The 17,786-nt window shown below is 44.4% G+C and carries 16 protein-coding genes; all 16 read right to left on the bottom strand.

The window, feature by feature from the left end:
- Window positions 1-1,098 (bottom strand): hypothetical protein (locus JXR81_04870; protein ID MBN2754182.1); only part of this gene is annotated, 1,098 nt, incomplete at its 3' end.
- Window positions 1,099-1,464: 366 nt separating this feature from the next.
- Complete coding sequence (locus JXR81_04865; GenBank protein ID MBN2754181.1) at window positions 1,465-2,349, bottom strand: tyrosine recombinase XerC; 885 nt, start codon at window positions 2,347-2,349, stop codon at window positions 1,465-1,467.
- A complete protein-coding gene (gene topA / locus JXR81_04860) occupies window positions 2,342-4,720 on the bottom strand; it encodes a type I DNA topoisomerase (protein ID MBN2754180.1) in 2,379 nt (792 codons plus the stop codon). The genes JXR81_04865 and topA overlap by 8 nt, the downstream gene beginning before the upstream one ends.
- Window positions 4,721-4,736: 16 nt before the next feature.
- Window positions 4,737-5,849 (bottom strand): DNA-processing protein DprA, encoded by a 1,113-nt coding sequence (gene dprA, locus JXR81_04855; GenBank protein ID MBN2754179.1) that lies wholly within the window; start codon window positions 5,847-5,849, stop codon window positions 4,737-4,739.
- 531 nt (window positions 5,850-6,380) lie between these two features.
- The gene (locus tag JXR81_04850) at window positions 6,381-7,394 is read right to left on the bottom strand and encodes a hypothetical protein (protein ID MBN2754178.1); all 1,014 of its coding nucleotides are present in this window, start codon (window positions 7,392-7,394) and stop codon (window positions 6,381-6,383) included.
- On the bottom strand, window positions 7,394-8,179 hold the full coding sequence (locus tag JXR81_04845; GenBank protein MBN2754177.1) for a C40 family peptidase: 786 nt from the start codon (window positions 8,177-8,179) through the stop codon (window positions 7,394-7,396). The genes JXR81_04850 and JXR81_04845 overlap by 1 nt, the downstream gene beginning before the upstream one ends.
- Before the next feature lie 97 nt (window positions 8,180-8,276).
- Entirely contained in the window at window positions 8,277-10,394 is a 2,118-nt protein-coding gene (locus JXR81_04840) for a hypothetical protein (GenBank protein MBN2754176.1), read from the bottom strand.
- Window positions 10,395-10,397: 3 nt separating this feature from the next.
- Window positions 10,398-11,021, bottom strand: a complete 624-nt coding sequence (locus JXR81_04835; protein ID MBN2754175.1) for a chemotaxis protein CheC — start codon at window positions 11,019-11,021, stop codon at window positions 10,398-10,400.
- Window positions 11,022-11,112: 91 nt separating this feature from the next.
- The gene (locus JXR81_04830; GenBank protein ID MBN2754174.1) at window positions 11,113-13,128 is read right to left on the bottom strand and encodes a chemotaxis protein CheA; all 2,016 of its coding nucleotides are present in this window, start codon (window positions 13,126-13,128) and stop codon (window positions 11,113-11,115) included.
- Window positions 13,125-14,189: a chemotaxis response regulator protein-glutamate methylesterase gene (locus JXR81_04825; GenBank protein MBN2754173.1), complete on the bottom strand. Its 1,065-nt coding sequence runs from the start codon at window positions 14,187-14,189 to the stop codon at window positions 13,125-13,127. The genes JXR81_04830 and JXR81_04825 overlap by 4 nt, the downstream gene beginning before the upstream one ends.
- Window positions 14,190-14,192: 3 nt before the next feature.
- Window positions 14,193-14,558: a response regulator gene (locus tag JXR81_04820; protein MBN2754172.1), complete on the bottom strand. Its 366-nt coding sequence runs from the start codon at window positions 14,556-14,558 to the stop codon at window positions 14,193-14,195.
- On the bottom strand, window positions 14,536-15,024 hold the full coding sequence (locus tag JXR81_04815; GenBank protein MBN2754171.1) for a chemotaxis protein CheW: 489 nt from the start codon (window positions 15,022-15,024) through the stop codon (window positions 14,536-14,538). Before JXR81_04815 ends, JXR81_04820 begins: the two co-directional genes overlap by 23 nt.
- Before the next feature lie 2 nt (window positions 15,025-15,026).
- Window positions 15,027-16,304 (bottom strand): methyl-accepting chemotaxis protein, encoded by a 1,278-nt coding sequence (locus tag JXR81_04810; GenBank protein MBN2754170.1) that lies wholly within the window; start codon window positions 16,302-16,304, stop codon window positions 15,027-15,029.
- A gap of 7 nt (window positions 16,305-16,311) precedes the next feature.
- On the bottom strand, window positions 16,312-16,761 hold the full coding sequence (locus tag JXR81_04805; protein ID MBN2754169.1) for a chemotaxis protein CheD: 450 nt from the start codon (window positions 16,759-16,761) through the stop codon (window positions 16,312-16,314).
- Between the two features lie 34 nt (window positions 16,762-16,795).
- Window positions 16,796-17,416 carry a chemotaxis protein CheC gene (locus JXR81_04800; protein MBN2754168.1) on the bottom strand — a complete coding sequence of 207 codons (621 nt, stop codon included), beginning with the start codon at window positions 17,414-17,416 and terminating at the stop codon, window positions 16,796-16,798.
- On the bottom strand, window positions 17,417-17,782 hold the full coding sequence (locus tag JXR81_04795; protein MBN2754167.1) for a response regulator: 366 nt from the start codon (window positions 17,780-17,782) through the stop codon (window positions 17,417-17,419).
- Between the last annotated feature and the right edge of the window lie 4 nt (window positions 17,783-17,786).

The following is a 17,786-nucleotide window of genomic DNA, read 5'->3' as shown; positions in this document are numbered from 1 at the left end:
TGCAGGTATTTTTATCAGCACACTTGTTATCGGCCCTTCGTTTCTTGATGTTAACCTGTAAGTGTATCCTGTCAGCTGCCCGAACGCAGTATAATTTGGCTCTATATATCCATAAGCCGAAGGGGTAAAAGTGGATGTTGCCGTAGCGGTTTGGGTTATTGTCTGCGTTACAGTCTGTGTGGCAGTCTTTGTAACAGTTTCTGTTGTTGTCTGCGTTGCCGTTTCTGTCACTGTCTGTGTATTTGTCTGTGTTACTGTTTCTGATACTGTGCCTGTTGCAGTTTGTGTGGCTGTTTCTGTCACAGTCCGTGTGTTTGTCTGTGTTGTTGTTTCTGTAATTGTCCCGGTATTTGTTCCTGTCACTGTTTCCGACACAGTGGCAGTTACACTCCGCGTTGCGGTTGCGGTAACGGTCTGCGTATTTGTTTCTGTTACAGTCTGTGTAACTGTACCGGTTGCAGTTTCAGTTGATGTCTGTGTTACGGTTTGTGTTTCTGTCTGCGTCATTGTTTCAGTTACGGTCTGTGTCACTGTCTGCGTCACAGAACCTGTGGCGGTCTGCGTTACAGTCAGCGTTTGTGTTGCTGTCTGCGAAACCGTCGGCGTAACTGTCTTTGTGGGCGCGCTGTAGTCAATTTCAAGGTAAACATAATCAATATATGCCGTGTCTGTTATATCCCTTGCGGTTATAACAACGCCAAGGCTGTCAACCATTGCCGCGTTCCAGGTGTAAGCTGCAGTTATATCAACATCAAGAATTTCAAGCGCGCTTGTGGTGTGCGTCACGGCATAATATGTATCAAGATTACCCGTCTGCCACGTACTGCCGTTATCTGTTGTAAGGTTAATGTCCAAACGGTCATTAACAAGCACGCCTGAAGCGTACTGCCTTATACGAAGTTTAACGGAGTTAATTATGATTTCATTTGTAAGCAGGTTGTTAAAACCGGTATATAACCTGTTCCCCGAAACATTTGTCTCTGCAACCCCATTATTAAAAGAAACTATATTTTCAGGCGTTATCCAGTCAGATGTCTGTCCGGGCATGGAACCATTGGCGGAAAGCGTAATAATATCCGCGCGCAACCCGGAAAACATACCAACTATAATAGCTGTAATTATCAAAAACACTCTCAGCACTGACATACCTCTATATTAATATAGGCCTTTTTATTCCCCCGGCACCATTAGTACTAATATTATACTATATAATAACGGCAAATAAAGGGATTATTATAAGGAAGGACAGAAGAGCCGAGGGACGGATGCACGGAGAGACAGAGGGACGGAAGTAAAAACAAATGTAAATCTACTACCGCGGGCTAAAGACCCGCGTCTACCAGAACAAACAATCCATACAAGGACAGGTATTTTAGCTTCGCAGGCTCGCTCCAACCGAGCTGCCAAACCTTATGTCTTTACTTCTGTCCATCCGTGCATCCGTCCCTCTGTCCCTCTGCCTTTCTATCCTTTCTTCGCCCTTGGGTGTGCTTTGTCATATTCTTTTTTCAGCCTTGCCACTGTAAGGTGGGTGTATATCTGGGTTGTGGACAGGCTGCTGTGGCCTAACAGTTCCTGCACGGAACGCAGGTCAGCGCCGCGGTCTAAAAGGTGCGTGGCGTATGAATGCCTTAGCGTGTGCGGGGTCACTTCTTTTTGAATGCCGGCTTTTAACACATATTTTTTCATCATTCTTTCTATGCTTCTGGCGGTAAGCCGCGTCCCGTTCTTATTGACAAACAAAGGCCCGGAATCAAACTTTGACTTTAATTCCCTGATATACTGTTTAAGAATACTAAGCGCGATTCCGCCCACAGGCACTATGCGCTCTTTAGAACCTTTACCAAGAACTTTTATTTCTTCATTCACATAGTCAATATCGCCTGAATTAAGTTTTACAATTTCATCTATTCGCACGCCGGTGGAATAAATAAATTCAAGTATTGCTCTGTCGCGCAGCCCGAAAAATTGACTTATGTCAGGGGATTCAAGAAGAGACGCCGTTTCACTTTCAGTTAAAAAACCGGGCAGCCGTTTTTCGGCTTTGGGGGTCAGGATATATTCAAAAGGATTTATTGTTATTTTTTTTGTACGCAGCAGAAACCTGTAGAAATTTCTGCACGCCACTATTTTTCTTATAACAGAATTACGGTTATATTTGGCATGGGACATTTTTTCCATAAACGCCCTTATTGACGTTTCATCAGCTTTTTCAAAACCACCGGTATGCTTTAGAAACTGGCGTATGTCATTGCCGTAGCTTTCGGCAGTCTTGGGCGAATAATTCTTTTCGTGTAAAAGGTGGCGAAGGTATAAATCAAGTTCCGGGCTGTTTTCCGGCTCACTCATTCGAAACGGTTTCCTTGTCATACTTGTAATCGCACTGCCTGCAGTACACCGTCACGTTATTCTTACGCCATTTTTCAAGAAGGAAAGGCGCACCGCATTTGGGGCACTTTTCATCTATAGGCTTGTCCCAGACCATGAATTTGCACTTTGGGTAATTGCTGCACCCGTAGAATTTTCTGGTCATCTTAAACGTTCTTTCTATTATATCGCCGCCGCAGTCAGGGCACGGAACGCCGGCTTTTATTATGTGCTGCTTTGTGTACTTGCATTCAGGGTAGCGGGAACACGCGATAAAGGCGCCGTAAGGGCCGCGTTTTAACAGTAACGGACTGTTGCATTCCGGACAATTACCTTCTATTTTTTCCTGCTCCCTTTCCATTCCTTCCATGGGCTTGGCGTTTTTGCATTCGGGGTATTTTTCGCAGGACAGAAATTTACCGAACCTGCCCCATTTTATTATCATCCTGCTTCCGCATTTTTCGCACTTTTCTTCAATATTGCCTTCAAGCTCCCGCTTCATTTCATCCATATGCGGTTCTGCCGCCGCTATCAGTTCGGTTAAGTTGGCAAAGAAACCCTTTAACAGCGTCTTCCATTCCACGCTTCCTTCTTCCACGCTGTCAAGATCATTTTCCATTTTCGCCGTAAATTCTTCATTTATAATTGTAGGGAAATTTTTTGAAAGAATGCCCGACACAAGTGTGCCAAGTTCCGTAGGCATAAATTTACCCCTGTCCCTGTCAACGTATTTTCTGTAAACAAGGGTGGAAATAATCGGCGCGTAAGTGGACGGCCTGCCGATATCTTTTTCTTCCAGCGCCTTTACAAGCGAAGCGTCCGTAAAATACGGCGGCGGCTGGGTAAAGTGCTGCTCCGGCATTAATTCAAGAAGGTTAAGCGCGTCGCCTGTGTTTAATTCGGGAAGCAGCGCCTGTTCCTGGCTGCCGTCATTTGAATCCTGTTCGCCGCCTTCCTGTTCTTTGGGTTCTTCGTCATAAAGTTTCATAAACCCGTCAAATTTCTTAATTGACCCGTTTGCCTGAAGCGTATAAGGGCCGGCGGATATTTTTACCCGCGTGTCGTCAAATACGGCAGGCACACTCTGCGATGCCATGAACCTTTTCCATATTATGGAGTAAATTTTAAACTGATCAGGGTCAAGGCTGTCTTTTATCGCGCCCAGGTTTCTGTAAGCGGAAGACGGCCTTATGGCTTCATGCGCGTCCTGCGAAGATTTTTTGCTTTTATAAAAGTTAGGCTCCGCAGGCACGTATTCAGGGCCAAGGTTTTCATTTATGTATTTCATGGCTTCCTGCTGCGCTTCCGCGGATACCCTTAAACTGTCGGTACGCATATATGTTATTAAACCCACATGCCCTTCGCCTTTTATTTCAATACCTTCATAAAGCTGCTGCGCCAGCATCATTGTTTTCTGCGCGGTAAACCTGAACCTTCTTGCGGCATCCTGCTGAAGGGTACTGGTTATAAAAGGCGGGTACTGCTTGCGCCTTCTTTCTTTTTTTATAACATCAGAAACAACATACTGTTGATTTTGAAGTTCCGCGACAACTGCTGCCGAATCCGGTTCTGCTTTTAAATCTATTTTTTCGCCGTTTTTTTCCGTAAGCTTAGCTTCAAACTTTCCGGCATTTAACTTTTCAAATAACCCTTTTACGCTCCAATATTCCACGGGATTAAAAGCGTCAATTTCTGCCTGCCTGTCCACAATCAGTTTCAAAGCAACAGACTGCACCCTTCCTGCGGACAGCCCTTTTCTTAATACTTTCCATAACAGCGGGCTTAAGCGGTACCCTACAAGCCTGTCTAACACCCTTCTTGCCTGCTGGGCGTTTACAAGGTTTATGTTTATTTCGCGCGGATTATCAAGCGCGTTTAAAACAGCGGTCTTTGTGATTTCATTAAAGGTCACCCTTACAATTTTCTGGGAGCCGGGTTCTTTCTGCACGCGCAGAATTTCGTTGGCAACGTGCCAGCAGATTGCCTCTCCTTCGCGGTCAGGGTCAGTGGCCAGGTATATTTCGGCGGCATTTTTTGTCTCTTCTTTAATTTCCTTTAATATCTTCTTTTTATCCTTCATTACTATATATGTCGGGGTGAAGTCATTTTCAACATCAACACCCAGTTTTGTTTTGGGAAGGTCAAAGATGTGCCCTTTGGTGGCAAGCACTTTATATTTGCCGGCAACAAACTTTTTTATGGTATTAACCTTAGTGGGAGACTCAACAAGTATAATCTTTCCGCTTTTTTCTCTGCCGGACTTTTTTGATTTAACCGCTTTTTTCTTTTTCGCGGCCGGTTTTGCCTTTTTTGCCGGGCTTTTCTTTTTTATTTCTTCGGTGCTGTCAGACAATGTATAACCTCCTGGTTTACCTGTTACGGACAAAATTCATTCCGGCAAGCTGCCTTATAGCGCCCTTCATTTCAAGAAGAGTCAGCATGGAACTCAATTTAATTACATCAATATTACTTTCAAACGCTATAATGTCAACATGTTTTTTTTCAAAACTTATTTTTTCATATACGGTTTTTTCGTCGTCAGTCAGTTTTAACGCCGTATTTACGGCTGTTTCACTCTCTTTTTCGGGTATTTTTATATCTTCAAAAAATTCTATTAAAATGTCGTCCGCGTCCTGCGCAATCTTTGCCCCCTGAGAAATAAGCCTGTTTGCTCCGCGCGATTTTAAGGAAAATATTGACCCCGGAACCGCGAATACTTCCCTGCCCTGCTCCAGCGCGAAATCAGCCGTTATCATTGTGCCGCTTTTCTCTCCGGCTTCCACCACCAGCACACCTTTGGCAAGCCCGCTTATCACCCTGTTGCGCTGGGGAAAGTTCTGCTTTAACCCTTCCGCGTAAAACGGGAATTCCGATATGATAGTGGCCTTTTCAAGCATCTCTTTTATAAGGGGCCTGTTTGCCATTGTCAAAAGCTGCCCGAACCCAAAACCTAATACACCCGCCGTATACACACCGCTGTTTAACGCCGCCCTGTGCGCCCTGCTGTCTATACCGGTGGCAAGCCCGCTGATTATAGAAAAATCCGTAAAAATCGCGCGCATACGCTGAACCATTCGCCTTACCGCGGCTTCACCATATTCCGTGCACTGCCTAGTGCCCACTATCGCAAGCGGAAGCGCTGTCTCCTGATAGTCCACCCCCGCCATGTATAAGACAGGAGGAGGGTCATAAATGGTTTTTAACTGCTTTGGGTATTCTATGTCATCCTGACAGATAATACGGATGGAATTTTTTCCGCACGCCTCTTCTTCGCGCTCAGTAATTTCAGGAGTTAAATCAAGTATGTCTTTTGCTGTTTCTATCCCTATTCCTTCCACCCCCATCAGCATTTCCGGCGAAGCATCAAATATATCAAGGGATGTGCCAAAAGCATTAATAAGCCTGCGGAGCTTTATCCCGCCGATTGCGGGAATGGTATTAATGGCGATTAAAGCGTCTTTTTCCGTACAGAATTTTCCCATTGTCAAAAACCCCTCTAAAGTTTTTTTATGCAATAGGATTTTACTATTGTGAACGGGGCGGTGTCAAGGCAAGAATAGATAATAACATGAGGGACAGAAGGTCGGATGCACAGAGGGACAGAAGGAAGATCAAACATCGAAAATTCAAAATTCGACAATTAGAATATAACCTGCGGGGTTTGGGTGTGTTTTTTCAGGGTGTGCCGCGTTAACATAGTGTGTCTGCGGCAGAGGCGGTTTAATGCTTCGGCGGCAAAAATGTATATCTAACAAGTTCCCGATTGCCAATGACGTTAACACAGTGTTGATTTCAAATTTCTTTGCCTGCAAGAATACAAATTTGCGGCGCGCCCTGAAAAAATATACCCAAGCCCTGTAGGGCGCGAAGGACGGAGGGACAGAAGCAAGAACAAATTCAAATCAACTGCCGCACCCTGAAGGGTGCGCCTACCAAAACAAAACCCAGCTGCCGATCAGCGTTTTTTATTTATGGGATATGGGATAAACGTTTATGGGATAATAAATTATGGGTTAATTATTTATTTTCATCTTCCCTATCAGCAGATAATCTTTATCAAAACCGGCGCTGTAATAGATATACCCGTCAGGGCAGACAGCGGCGGGATACACGTTTTTTCCTGCGGAGATGTTCTGGTAGCACAAGTCATCCCCGCCGTCTAAATTAATACTCCGCGTGCCGTGCCTGTCAAGATTTTCACCGTTATAACACACAACCTGAAATTTGGATTTTTTATCTTTCTTTCCAAGAAAATATATCCTTCCTTCATAATCCCCTATATACGCGTGAACCATATATCCCGTCCCTTTTTCCTGCTCCACAGTGCCTTCTGCCAGGTTGTATTTCATAAGCTTCATCTTTCCTTTATCCACATAATCCTGTATCGCGTAAACTGTGTATCTGCCGTTTATATATGCCTCGTCCAGCAGGCTCATATTATTTATCCCTATAAACTTTCCCATTACCGCGGTCATTTTGGATTCTTCTTCCCCGCTGCCCGCCGGCGGCAGTATTGAATACTTGCCCCTTTGCGGCATCTGATTTTTATTGCCTTTTTCCACCGGAAGGTACTTTAACCCTTTTTGTTCATATACACTGCCGTTTTTGGAATCTATAAAGGCATTGCTTATCTCTTTAAAGGTAATAAGCCGCTCCCCCTGCGTGTCATAAAAATGCAGCTGCTGACCCCTTAAAAAATACACGCCGTTGTCATAAAAACCCCGGAACTTCATCCTTATGACCCTGAAAGAATCGCTCTTATGAAAGGTGTGAATAACTTCGCATTTATCCTCTTCCTTTATATACTTAAGAATCCTGTCGTTTGCCTGGTCCAGAAAATACATCTGCCCCGCGGCGTCAGCGGCAAACTGGGTGTACAGGTGGCAGCTGTCAGTGCCGGCGCCGGATTCCACATTAATCCTGCCCATATTTTTTCCCATGGCTTTTCTTGGTATTTTTATAATTTCATCCGCGGATATTATGCAGGCAAACAGAAGTATAAAAACAGTTATAATAAATTTTTTCATTATTCAGACACCGTGACAGCGCATTGCCCTTTGTGCGTCTCATCGCATTCCGCCAGAGCGCCGCGCATTGTTGACATCGGCACGCACACAATATCCCCCGGTACCGTATCGGTGGAATAGTGGTCAAGGATGCCGCTTGCGTGTATTACCACATCCCCTTCATATGAATAACTGTAGCCGGTAAATTCGCCTTCGCTGTCAAATTCCGCTTTTCTGTGAATATCGTTTACCAGGTACGGCAGGTCACCGTCATTTAAAAAAGCGGCTTCATTTCTTTTCCATGTTATTTTTTTATCCGTGAAAAACAGCCCCACATGCCTTGGCGACCTGTAGAAAAATATTATGTCCCCATTTTCTATCTTTTTCGTTTGCTGCCTGCTTAAAACTTCGGACTTTTTCTTTTTTTCATACCAGCTGTTTTCCATGCACACAAACTGTGTGCTTACAAGGTCAGACACTTTAACCGATTTAACCCCGTTGGTTTTATATACGTACTGAATGAAACCGGAACAGTCAAAACCGGTTAAACACTTTGTGGCGCTGTTATAGCAGCCGGAAGGTTTTTCGGGGCAGCTTCCGCATTTTATGCAGGGCCCTTTTCTGTTGTCGTTTTTGCTGCATGCAAAATGGTCATACGGCGACTTTGCGCCATACACATAATCCTTCCCCACATAATGCGCCGCGGTTTTATATACCGCTTTGGCAAACTCTGTTTCCTGTTCTGCCGCATAAACCCCCGCAAAAAAAACAAAAAGAGCGGGGATAATCATTATTATTTTTTTCATTCAGACATCCTGTTTTAAGATAATTTCAAGGTGCATTATTCTATTATTTTTTTAGATTTATTTTCCGCTTATGCTTAACTGCTTATAGCTTATTATTTTACACAAACCTTATTTCCACATTATCCCCGTTCTTAATAGGCGTTGTGTATCCCGCCTTTTCCCCGTTTAACTTAAGGTCAAGCATCTTTCCCTTAAGCCTGCCCGTATCTATCGGGTAGCTTTTAAATATCGTGGATAGTATGACCGGTTCCTGCGGAGCTTTAATTTCTATGGAAGCGCCGTTTATTATGAATTCATCTTCCCCGGCCCTTCTGCCGTTCATTGTAATTTCAAACCTGTCTGCTTCTATTTCATACGGTTTACCGTTTATTGAAATGGTCATTTTACTTTTAAGGTTTTCCTTAAAAAGGTCGCGTATTCTGTAATAGCTTGGCTTGTCGGAATATTCCATCCTGTCCATGCTCTTCACCTCAAAATCCGGCGGCACATCCATGCCGTTAACCTTAAGCTGATAAGTTCTCTGTTTTAACACTTCCGGCTCGCCGTTTAAAGTGATTATAATGTCGCGTTCCTGCGCCTGCGCGCCTATTGCAAGCCCTGATTTAGACAGCACTTCAGATACGGTTTTAGGCGCCGATATTGTGACAGCAGCCCTGTCCGGAACCGCTTCATTTTCGCTTACCTGAAACCCGTTTATATAAATTTCCGGCGCTATTTTTTCCACCCTGCCGTTTACTTCCACCGTAAGGGCGTTATCCGCCGTTACAAGGTCACCGGCTTTTACCGACGCGTTAACTCCGTTTTTAACGGCTGTTATTATAACGTCATCTCCGTTTTTTATTATGTCATCAATACCCCGCTGAATGCCGTTTACAAAAAATTTTGCGTGCTCCCCGTGGCCGCCGCGCACTATATTAAGCTGCCCGTTAACCGTAAAAGACACGGCTTCGCCCGGTTTTCCATACAGCTGTTTTAATTCCATCCCCGAAGCGATTATTGCGTCCATTACTTTTATTTCCTGTTCCATATTTATAATATACTGTTTTTCCCCGTTTACTTTAACTTCTATGAATCCCAGTCCGCGGCCGTACAGCGCGGTATCAAGAATGCCAAGAGGCGTCGCGCCTTCTGTTCCGGCAAGTGCTTCGGGCAGATTCTCTATTTTCATTGTGTTTCCGGGTTCCCTGCTGCCCACCCTGTTTTCCGGCAGCCCAAGTTTTTCCGCCACCCTGTTTCTTAAATAGACAAAAGAGCTTCCGCCGCCCACCATTACAACGGCGCGCGGCTGTCTGCCGTTTAACATAAGAATTTCATCCGCGATGTCAGCTGCAATTTCTTCCGTCTTTTCTTTTACAGCCAGCATAAAATCCGAATGCGCTATTTCAAAAACGTTTCCAAAAATATCACTGCCGGTAAGCGGTGTTCCCGCCGCTGAAGCCCTTTTTATGACTTCCGCCTGATTAAAATCCGTAAGGTATTCATTTACTATAACTTCCGTTATTTCATCGCCGGCTTTGGGTATCATGCCATACGCGGTTATTTTTCCGGATTCCGTAATTGCAATATCCGAAGTCCCGGCGCCCACATCCACCAGCGCCAGATTTAAAAGCCGCATATCTTCGGGAATTGTCACAGCCATCGCCGCTATCGGTTCAAGGGTAAGCCCCGCAAGTTTTAACCCGCAGTTTTTTAACACGGATATAAGGCTGTCAAAGGTTATTTTTGGAAGAAACGTGATAATCGCGGAAACAGCCAGATTTTCTTTGGCAAAATGCTGCAGCGGGTTTTTGACATGCTGCCCGTCAAGGGTGTAATGCGAAACACTGTACCCCACGCAGTAATACCCCTGCTTTTTTTCTTCCGTCATTTTTATGACGGCTTTTTTTACGCATTCTATCGTAAGGCCGCGCAGGTCATCGCGCGTTATTTCGCCTTTTTTGTTTATCAGCGCTTCTGTTTTTTCCGTATGCAGGTTTCTTCCCGCAAGCGCGGTGACGGTTTCTGTTATTACAATATTATTTCTTTCTTCAAGTTCTTTTTTTATTTTTAAAACAATTCCCGACACTTCTTCAATGCTGTGTATCTGCCCGTCCACCATAGCCCTTTTTTCATGCTCGCGCACGCAGGCATCAACAACGCGTATTTTATCGCCGCTTAATTCGCCAAGTATGCCGGCCACTTTTCTTGTCCCGATATCAAGGGCAAAAACAGCCATAGTTCAGTCCACCTTTATTGCTGACAGCAGCACTTTTACGGAAGGAATATCAGGCACTAATAATAAATACCCATTTATAACTTTATCATTTTCCTCTGAAAACTGCGTCTCAACCGACAGGATATGATTGGACATTCCCTCAAACCCTTCGGACAACGAATTTAAAATAGCGCCTGATATGTCAAAAACCAGGCTGGGTACAGACGGCAATAACAGCAGCCCCAGAAATTCATTAAGGGCATTCATATAAGCGCCGGCAAGGATGTTGCCCGTTTCTTTTATAGCGGAATTACCGACTTCTGACAGCACTTTTGTAGTGCCCGCAGGATTCTGCAGCAGCATATCCGCAAGCGACAGCGCGCTTTCCCTTGTTAAAAGCAGAAGTATTTTTCCTGTAACATCACCCAAAAAATTCATTATTATACCGGCCACCAGCGTCTTTGAGTCCCCAAGCAGGTTTTCCACTTCCTGAAGTTTTAATATTTTAACCTGCGGCACAGATATCATAATTTTTCTTTTTAAAAGCTGCGACAGCGCTGTGGCAGCGTGACCCGCCCCCACATTGCCCACTTCTTTTAACGCGTCCACCTGAATATCGGTCAGCGTCAGCAGTGAATCATCAGACATTTTATTACCTCTTTAAATTTTTTCCCCTTTCAGGGTCAGTTTAATAATATTTCATAAATTATAAAGTGTCAAACAGTATATACCGGCGCGTTTAAAGCAGCGACGTGATATCCACAATTAAGCTTATGCTTCCGTCGCCAAGGATGGTGACGCCGGAAAAACCTTTGGCGAATTTTAAAAATTCACCAAGGCTTTTTATAGCCACTTCCTGCTGCCCTATCACGCGGTCCACTTCTATGGCGGCCTTTTTATCCCTTACATCCACTATTACAAGTTCGTGCATTTCCGCTTCAACCCGTTTTTTTCCAAGAAGTTCCATAAGGCTGTAAACCGGAATGACTTCTTCCCTTAATATTATCACCTTTCTGTCCTGAATATAGCGGTAGTCTTTTTCAAAACTTTCAAAGGTCTCCACCGTGTGAATTACCGGAATAGAATATATTTCTTTGCCCGCCTTTACAAGAAGCGCCTGCACAATTGCCAGGGTAAGCGGCAGTTTCAGAATAAATTTTGAACCTTCTTTAGGATAGTTTTCTATCCTGAATATTCCGCCAAAACCTTCCACCTTGGTTTTCACAACATCCACGCCCACTCCGCGTCCTGACACTTTGTTTACGCTTTCCACAGTGGAAAAACCCGGAAGTGATATAAGAGACACCACTTCGTCGTCATTCATATTTTTAAGGCGCTCTTCTGTCACCACTTTTCTTTCCAGGGCTTTTTTTCTTACAGCCGCAGTATTAATTCCCGCGCCGTCATCAGACACCTCTATAATTACGGAGTTGCGCTCCCTTTTGGCGGAAAGCCTTATTACTCCCTTGGGATTCTTTCCCGCTTTTATCCTGACGTCCGGCATTTCTATACCATGCGCAAGAGAATTTCTGATAAGGTGAAGCAGCGGTTCGTTCATCTCTTCAAGCACAGTCCTGTCAATTTCAATGTCCCCGCCTTCTATTTCCACTTCCACCTGTTTGCCTGCCTGCACCGCAAGGTCGCGTACAGAACGCGGATACCTGTCAAAAATATGCGACACGGGAAGCATTCTTACGCTTGTTATTTCTATCTGAAGTTCATCTATCACCCTGTCAAATTCTTCCACAGTATCATTAAGAAGTTCATACTTTTTTTCCTTGGCTATCTGGTCAAACCTTATCTTATTTATTACAAGTTCGCCCACAAGGTTCATAAGCGTGTCAAGTTTGTCTATATTTACCCTTACGCTCTGCGCCGATGAATGTTTTTTCTGCATGCCGTCGTTTTTTATTTCTTCCGCCTTGAAGGACGCGCTTTGTTCCTTATCCGCCAAAACATTTTCCGCAGGCATTTCCGGCGTCACTTCTTTTATAATTACTTCCTTAACTTCAGATACTTTTGACACAAGCGCTTTTGTTTCCGGCGCGCCAAGCGCCGTTGCAAAAGCAAATTCAAATTCACTTTCAAATTTTCCGTCTTCTATATCCCTGGACGAAGGATATGAACCTATAATTTCACCTTTTTCAGATAGGTTTCTTGACACCATAAACGAACGTACATTTTTAAATGCGCAGTTTTCATCAAGCACTGTTTTTATAAGAAACACTTTCATTGATTTTTCCGCGGCCTGGCTTATTATTTTTTCGTCCGGTTTTAAATTAAATCCCGCGGCGTTTATCGCGGGCATTTCTTCTTTTTCTTTAAGAGGCATCTGTACTGTTTTTGGAGCGCCTTGAAACTGCGGCTGCTGCCCGGTTTCAAGCTGTTTTTTTATGCTGTCCGCCACAATTGCGGCGCCGGCTGAATAATCCGCGTTGGTTTCCACTATAGAATCAACAAAATCAGAAAGCGCGTCAACGCTTTTAAACAAAATGTTCATAATTTCCAGCGTAGGCCTTGTTTTACCGGAACGCACGGAATCAAGCACTTCTTCAAGAATGTGAGTAAATCCCGCCATTCTGTCATAACCCATGGTCGCGGACATGCCTTTTAACGTGTGGGCCGCCCTGAAAAGTTCATTTACGGGAGTCAAATCATCAAGGTTCTTTTCAAGTTCCAAAAGGGAATTATTAAGATTATTTACGTTTTCTCTGGCTTCTTCAATAAATACTTCCCTGTAACTGTCCATGTTCATGATTTGCCGCCCGTTATACGCGCCATTGCTGATACAAGCGCGTCTTTCATCCCCGCGATGGATGATACTTCGTCCGCCATACCCCTTTCAATTACCGCCCTGGGCATGCCGAAAATTACGCTGCTGTCTTTATCCTGCGCAAGCACCAGCGCTTTTTTTGCCTTTAAACGCTCCACTCCGGCTGACGCGTCCCTGCCCATTCCTGTCAGCACAACCGCAATTGATTTGCCTTCAAATTTTTCAGCCGCTGAAAACAGCGTCATATCAGCGCTTGGCCTTACGCCAAGCCTGGTGGGTTTCTGGTTAAGCGCAATTGTATAGTTTCCGTCTGTTTTTTCAATTTCCATATGATAATTTCCGGGCGCGACATATGCCCTTCCTGCTGTAATTATTTCACCGTCTTCCGCTTCTTTAATGCTTATAAGCGACTGGCTGTTAAGCCTTTCCGCCAGGGTCTTTGTAAACCCCTGAGACATGTGCTGAACTACCAGATACGCCGCCGGAAGATTTCTTGGAATTTTTGTGACGAATTCAGAAAGCGCCCTTGGCCCTCCGGTGGATGTGGCAATTATAACAAGCACAAAATCTTTTATCTCTTTTTCTTTTTCAGGCGCGGTTTTTTCCACGGTTTCGGGGGTAAAAAATGTAAGTTTGGAAGCGTCAGTTGTTGCAGCTATTTTTATCTTGCTTATAAGTTCGTCTTTTACTTTTTTTATGTCTATGGATATTTCACCGGAAGGTTTACAGACAAAATCCACGGCGCCGTATTCAAGCGCCTGAAGGGTTGTTTCCGCGCCTTTGGGCGTATAGGCGGAAAGCATAATAACCGGCGTTGGGCGTTCGCTCATTATGCATCCAAGGGTGGAAAGGCCGTTCATTTTTGGCATTTCCACGTCAAGCGTGATAACGTCAGGTTTTAATTCAAGGGTTTTCTTAAAAGCTTCCTGCCCGTCTTTCGCGGTGTCTATGACTTCAATTCCGTCATCTTCCTGAAGGATTTGGGGTATAATTTTCCTCATAAAAGCGGAATCATCCACAACAAGAACCCTTATCTTTCCCATTTATCAGTTCTCCTGAAGCGTTCTGTCAACCGCCTCCAGAACCCTTGCGGGCTGAAAAGGTTTTATAACAAAATCTTTGGCTCCGGCCTGAATTGCCTCTATCACCATTGCCTGCTGCCCCATGGCGCTGCAGATAAGTATCTTGGCCGAAGGGTCTTCCGCCAGAATAGCTTTCACCGCTTCAATTCCGTTCATTTCGGGCATTATAATATCCATGGTAACAAGGTCAGGCTTTAACTCCCTGAATTTTTCAACCGCTTCTCTGCCGTTTACCGCTTCACCAACAACTTCAACATCCTTTTTTTTAAGGATGTTGCGCAGCATATTTCTCATGAACTTTGTATCGTCAACAATCAGGACTTTCTTCAATTCCTGCCTCCGTGATTGATATTCCCTGCATTTCGGAATTTTCCTGATCAGAAAATATTTTTTCAATGTCAAGAAATACAATTATTTTATCTTCCAGCTGCACAACAGCTTCAATATACCTGCCGCCCACGCTTACTATGGAAGGCGGCGCCGGCAGTATCTGTTCTTCCGGCACGGTAATTACCTGAGTCACTTCATCCACAATCACGCCTACAAGCTGGCTGCCGTGCATTTCAATTATAATTATCCTTACATTTTTTCCGCGCGCGTCTTCATGCAGTTTAAAACGCTTACGCAGGTCTATGATGGGTATAATCTTGCCCCTTAAATTTATAACGCCTTCTATAAAGGACGGCGCCGTAGGTACGGGTGTTATCTGCTTTAACCTGATTATTTCAACCACTTTCATTATGTTAAAAGCAAATTCCTCTCCCTTAAGCCTGAAGCCCACAATTTTCTTTTCCACTTTTACTCCGTTTTAAACTTTGAAATTGATTCGCGCAGAGTTTCCGTCATCTGCGCCAGTTCCTGCGCCTGCGCCGCTATTTCCTGCATGGACGCGGTCTGTTCCTGCGTGGAAGCGGAAGCCTGCTGCGTGCCCGCGGCTGTTTCTTCCGATACCGCGGCTATTTCTTCAACCGCCTTTACCACTTTATCCGTGTCTTCCGCCTGCGCTTTGGTAAGGCTGAAAATCTCATTTGAAAGTTTTACCACTTTTGTGACAACGGCATTTATCTCTTTTAAAGCCTGCCCGCTTTCTTTAACCACAAGTTTGCCCTCTTCTGTTTCGCGCACTCCGGTCATTATATCCACAACCACCTGTGCCGTGCGTTCGTGTATGTCTTCCACAAGCCTGGCAATTTCCTTTGCCGCATCCCCGGAACCTTCGGCAAGTTTTCTTACTTCTTCCGCCACAACGGCAAAACCGCGGCCGGCTTCGCCCGCGCGCGCCGCTTCTATATTGGCATTCAGCGCCAGCAGGTTTGTCTCGTCCGCTATTTCGGTAATTATATTTACCACTTCTTCTATTTTTTCGGAATACCTTTTAAGTTCTTCTATTGAATCTTTTGCCTTGCTTGTCACCTGCACTATATCTTCAATTTTTATAATTGTCTGTTTAACGGCTTCCATCCCTTTTTCAGAAGCCTGTTTGGCCTCATTGGCGACGTTAAGCACATCTTCGGACTTTGACGCCACAGTCTGTATTGAATCTGACATGTTCTCCATAATTCTGGAAGTTTCCACGGTACGTTCCGCCTGCTGTTCCACGCCGTGGGCTATCTGCTGAACGGTGCTGCTTATTTCTTCAGCGGACGCGTTTATTTCTTCCGTTGAAGCGGAAAGGTTTTCCGAAAGCATTCTCATGGTATCTATGGACTCTTTCATCTGCAGAAGCACTTTTTTTGTGCTTGCTGTCATTTTATTTATCGGCCTGGCAATAACAGGCAGAAACCCGTCGCTTTCCTCAACCCTTGTGGTCAAATCTCCGTCAGCAATTTTATCAAAGAAAAAAGCCACATTTGTAAAAGCATCTATAACGGCTTTAGCCCCCATAAAAACAGCGGCAGCTCCCCCAAGTGCAAACACCCCTGTGATAAGCATAAAAAACATAAACGGTTTTTCATAAAGCTTCAAAAAATACAGTATAGAAGCCAGGACAATGCCCGTAACAACAGCCACTGACAGGTTAATTATCAGCATCTTTTTAAGGAAAAAACCTTTTTTTCCGGTTTTATTTACAGCCATTATTACCTCACACTATTTTAATATCCCTGCCGAAGCTTTTTACTTTTGCTTTTTTTTCCGTTACAAAATACTCTATTGTCCTGCCGTAATTGTTTCCGGTGTCTTCTCCCAGTATCGGGATTCCTTTTTTTTCAAGAATTGCTTTTGCCTTTCTAACGTTTCTGCTGCCTATGGATTCTTCCTGATTTCCTATTTCAAACATCCTGGCTCCGCCAAAAATCTTGGCGCGCATCTCTTTTATGCCCGCTCCCATATCTATCATTGCCTTAACAAGATTTTCAATCCCCGTATCGGCATATCTGTTTTTGTCCGTACCTTTTCCTGCCTTTTCCGGAAGCATTGCGTGAAGCATTCCTGCCATCGGTTTTTCAGCGTCAAAACACACCACCACAATACAGGAACCTATTCCGTACGCGGTTAATATATCACCGCTTTGTCCGGTGTGCAGCTCTCCCATACCTACCTTGATACATTTAGCAGGCATTTATTCTTCAGGCGCCGCTTGCCGTATTATCAAGCGCCTTTAATATTTTTCTCATGGATTCTTCATCAGGTATTAAAAAAACAGTCGCCTGTATTTTCGCGGTCTCTTCCACCATATCAGTTTCTATCAAAAGCGCCTCTGAACCTGTTTCCGCAATTTCCGCGGAAACAGTCTGAAAGACCGCTTCCACCATATCAACGGCCAGCGCGGGCACCGAAGGCACTGAATTTAACCCCATTAATTTTGCAATGGCATTCATATATGACGAAATAAGAATATTTCCTATCTCTTTTAAAGCGGACTGTTCATTTTCCCCAAACTCTTTTGTGGTGCCAAGGGGGCGCCTCATCAGAAGGTCAACAATTAAGAATACCTTGTTCTGCGGAAAAATCATAAGCGCCCTGCCTGTAATATCCCCGAAAATTTTCAGATAAACAGCGGCAACAATTTCATTTTTTGATTCTATCCGGTCCACCATTTTATCAACAGGAACCATTAACACTTTGGGCACACTTAATGAAACATCTTTTCCTAAAAGCTGTGAAAGCGCGGTGGCCGCGTTGCCGGCACCTATGTTTCCCATTTCACGAAGGGCGTCTTTATGAAAATCGCTCAGTTTAATGGCCATTTAAGCACCCAATATCTTTCCCACGGTTTCAAGCACGTTTGACTGATCAAACGGTTTTACGATATAATCCTTTGCCCCCGCCTGAATGGCTTCAATTACAAGAGCCTGCTGCCCTATGGCGCTGCAGATAAGCACATTGGCATTGGGAAAATCTTTTATTATCTCCCTTAACGTGTCTATTCCTCCCATTTCCGGCATAACCATGTCGGAAATAAGCATATCAGGCAGAAGTTTTCTGTAAAGTTCAACGGCTTCGCGCCCGTTGCCGGCTTCGCCCACAACTTCATACCCGCCCTCGGTAAGTATATTCTTAAGCATCATTCTCATAAACGCCGCGTCATCGGCTATTAATACTCTTTTTGCCATTTAA

The organism is Candidatus Goldiibacteriota bacterium, from assembly GCA_016937715.1.
In the GTDB taxonomy this organism is placed as follows: domain Bacteria; phylum Oederibacteriota; class PGYV01; order PGYV01; family PGYV01; genus PGYV01.
The sequence above is the reverse complement of the archived record's forward strand: the minus strand, read 5'-3'. Positions and strand labels throughout refer to the sequence as shown.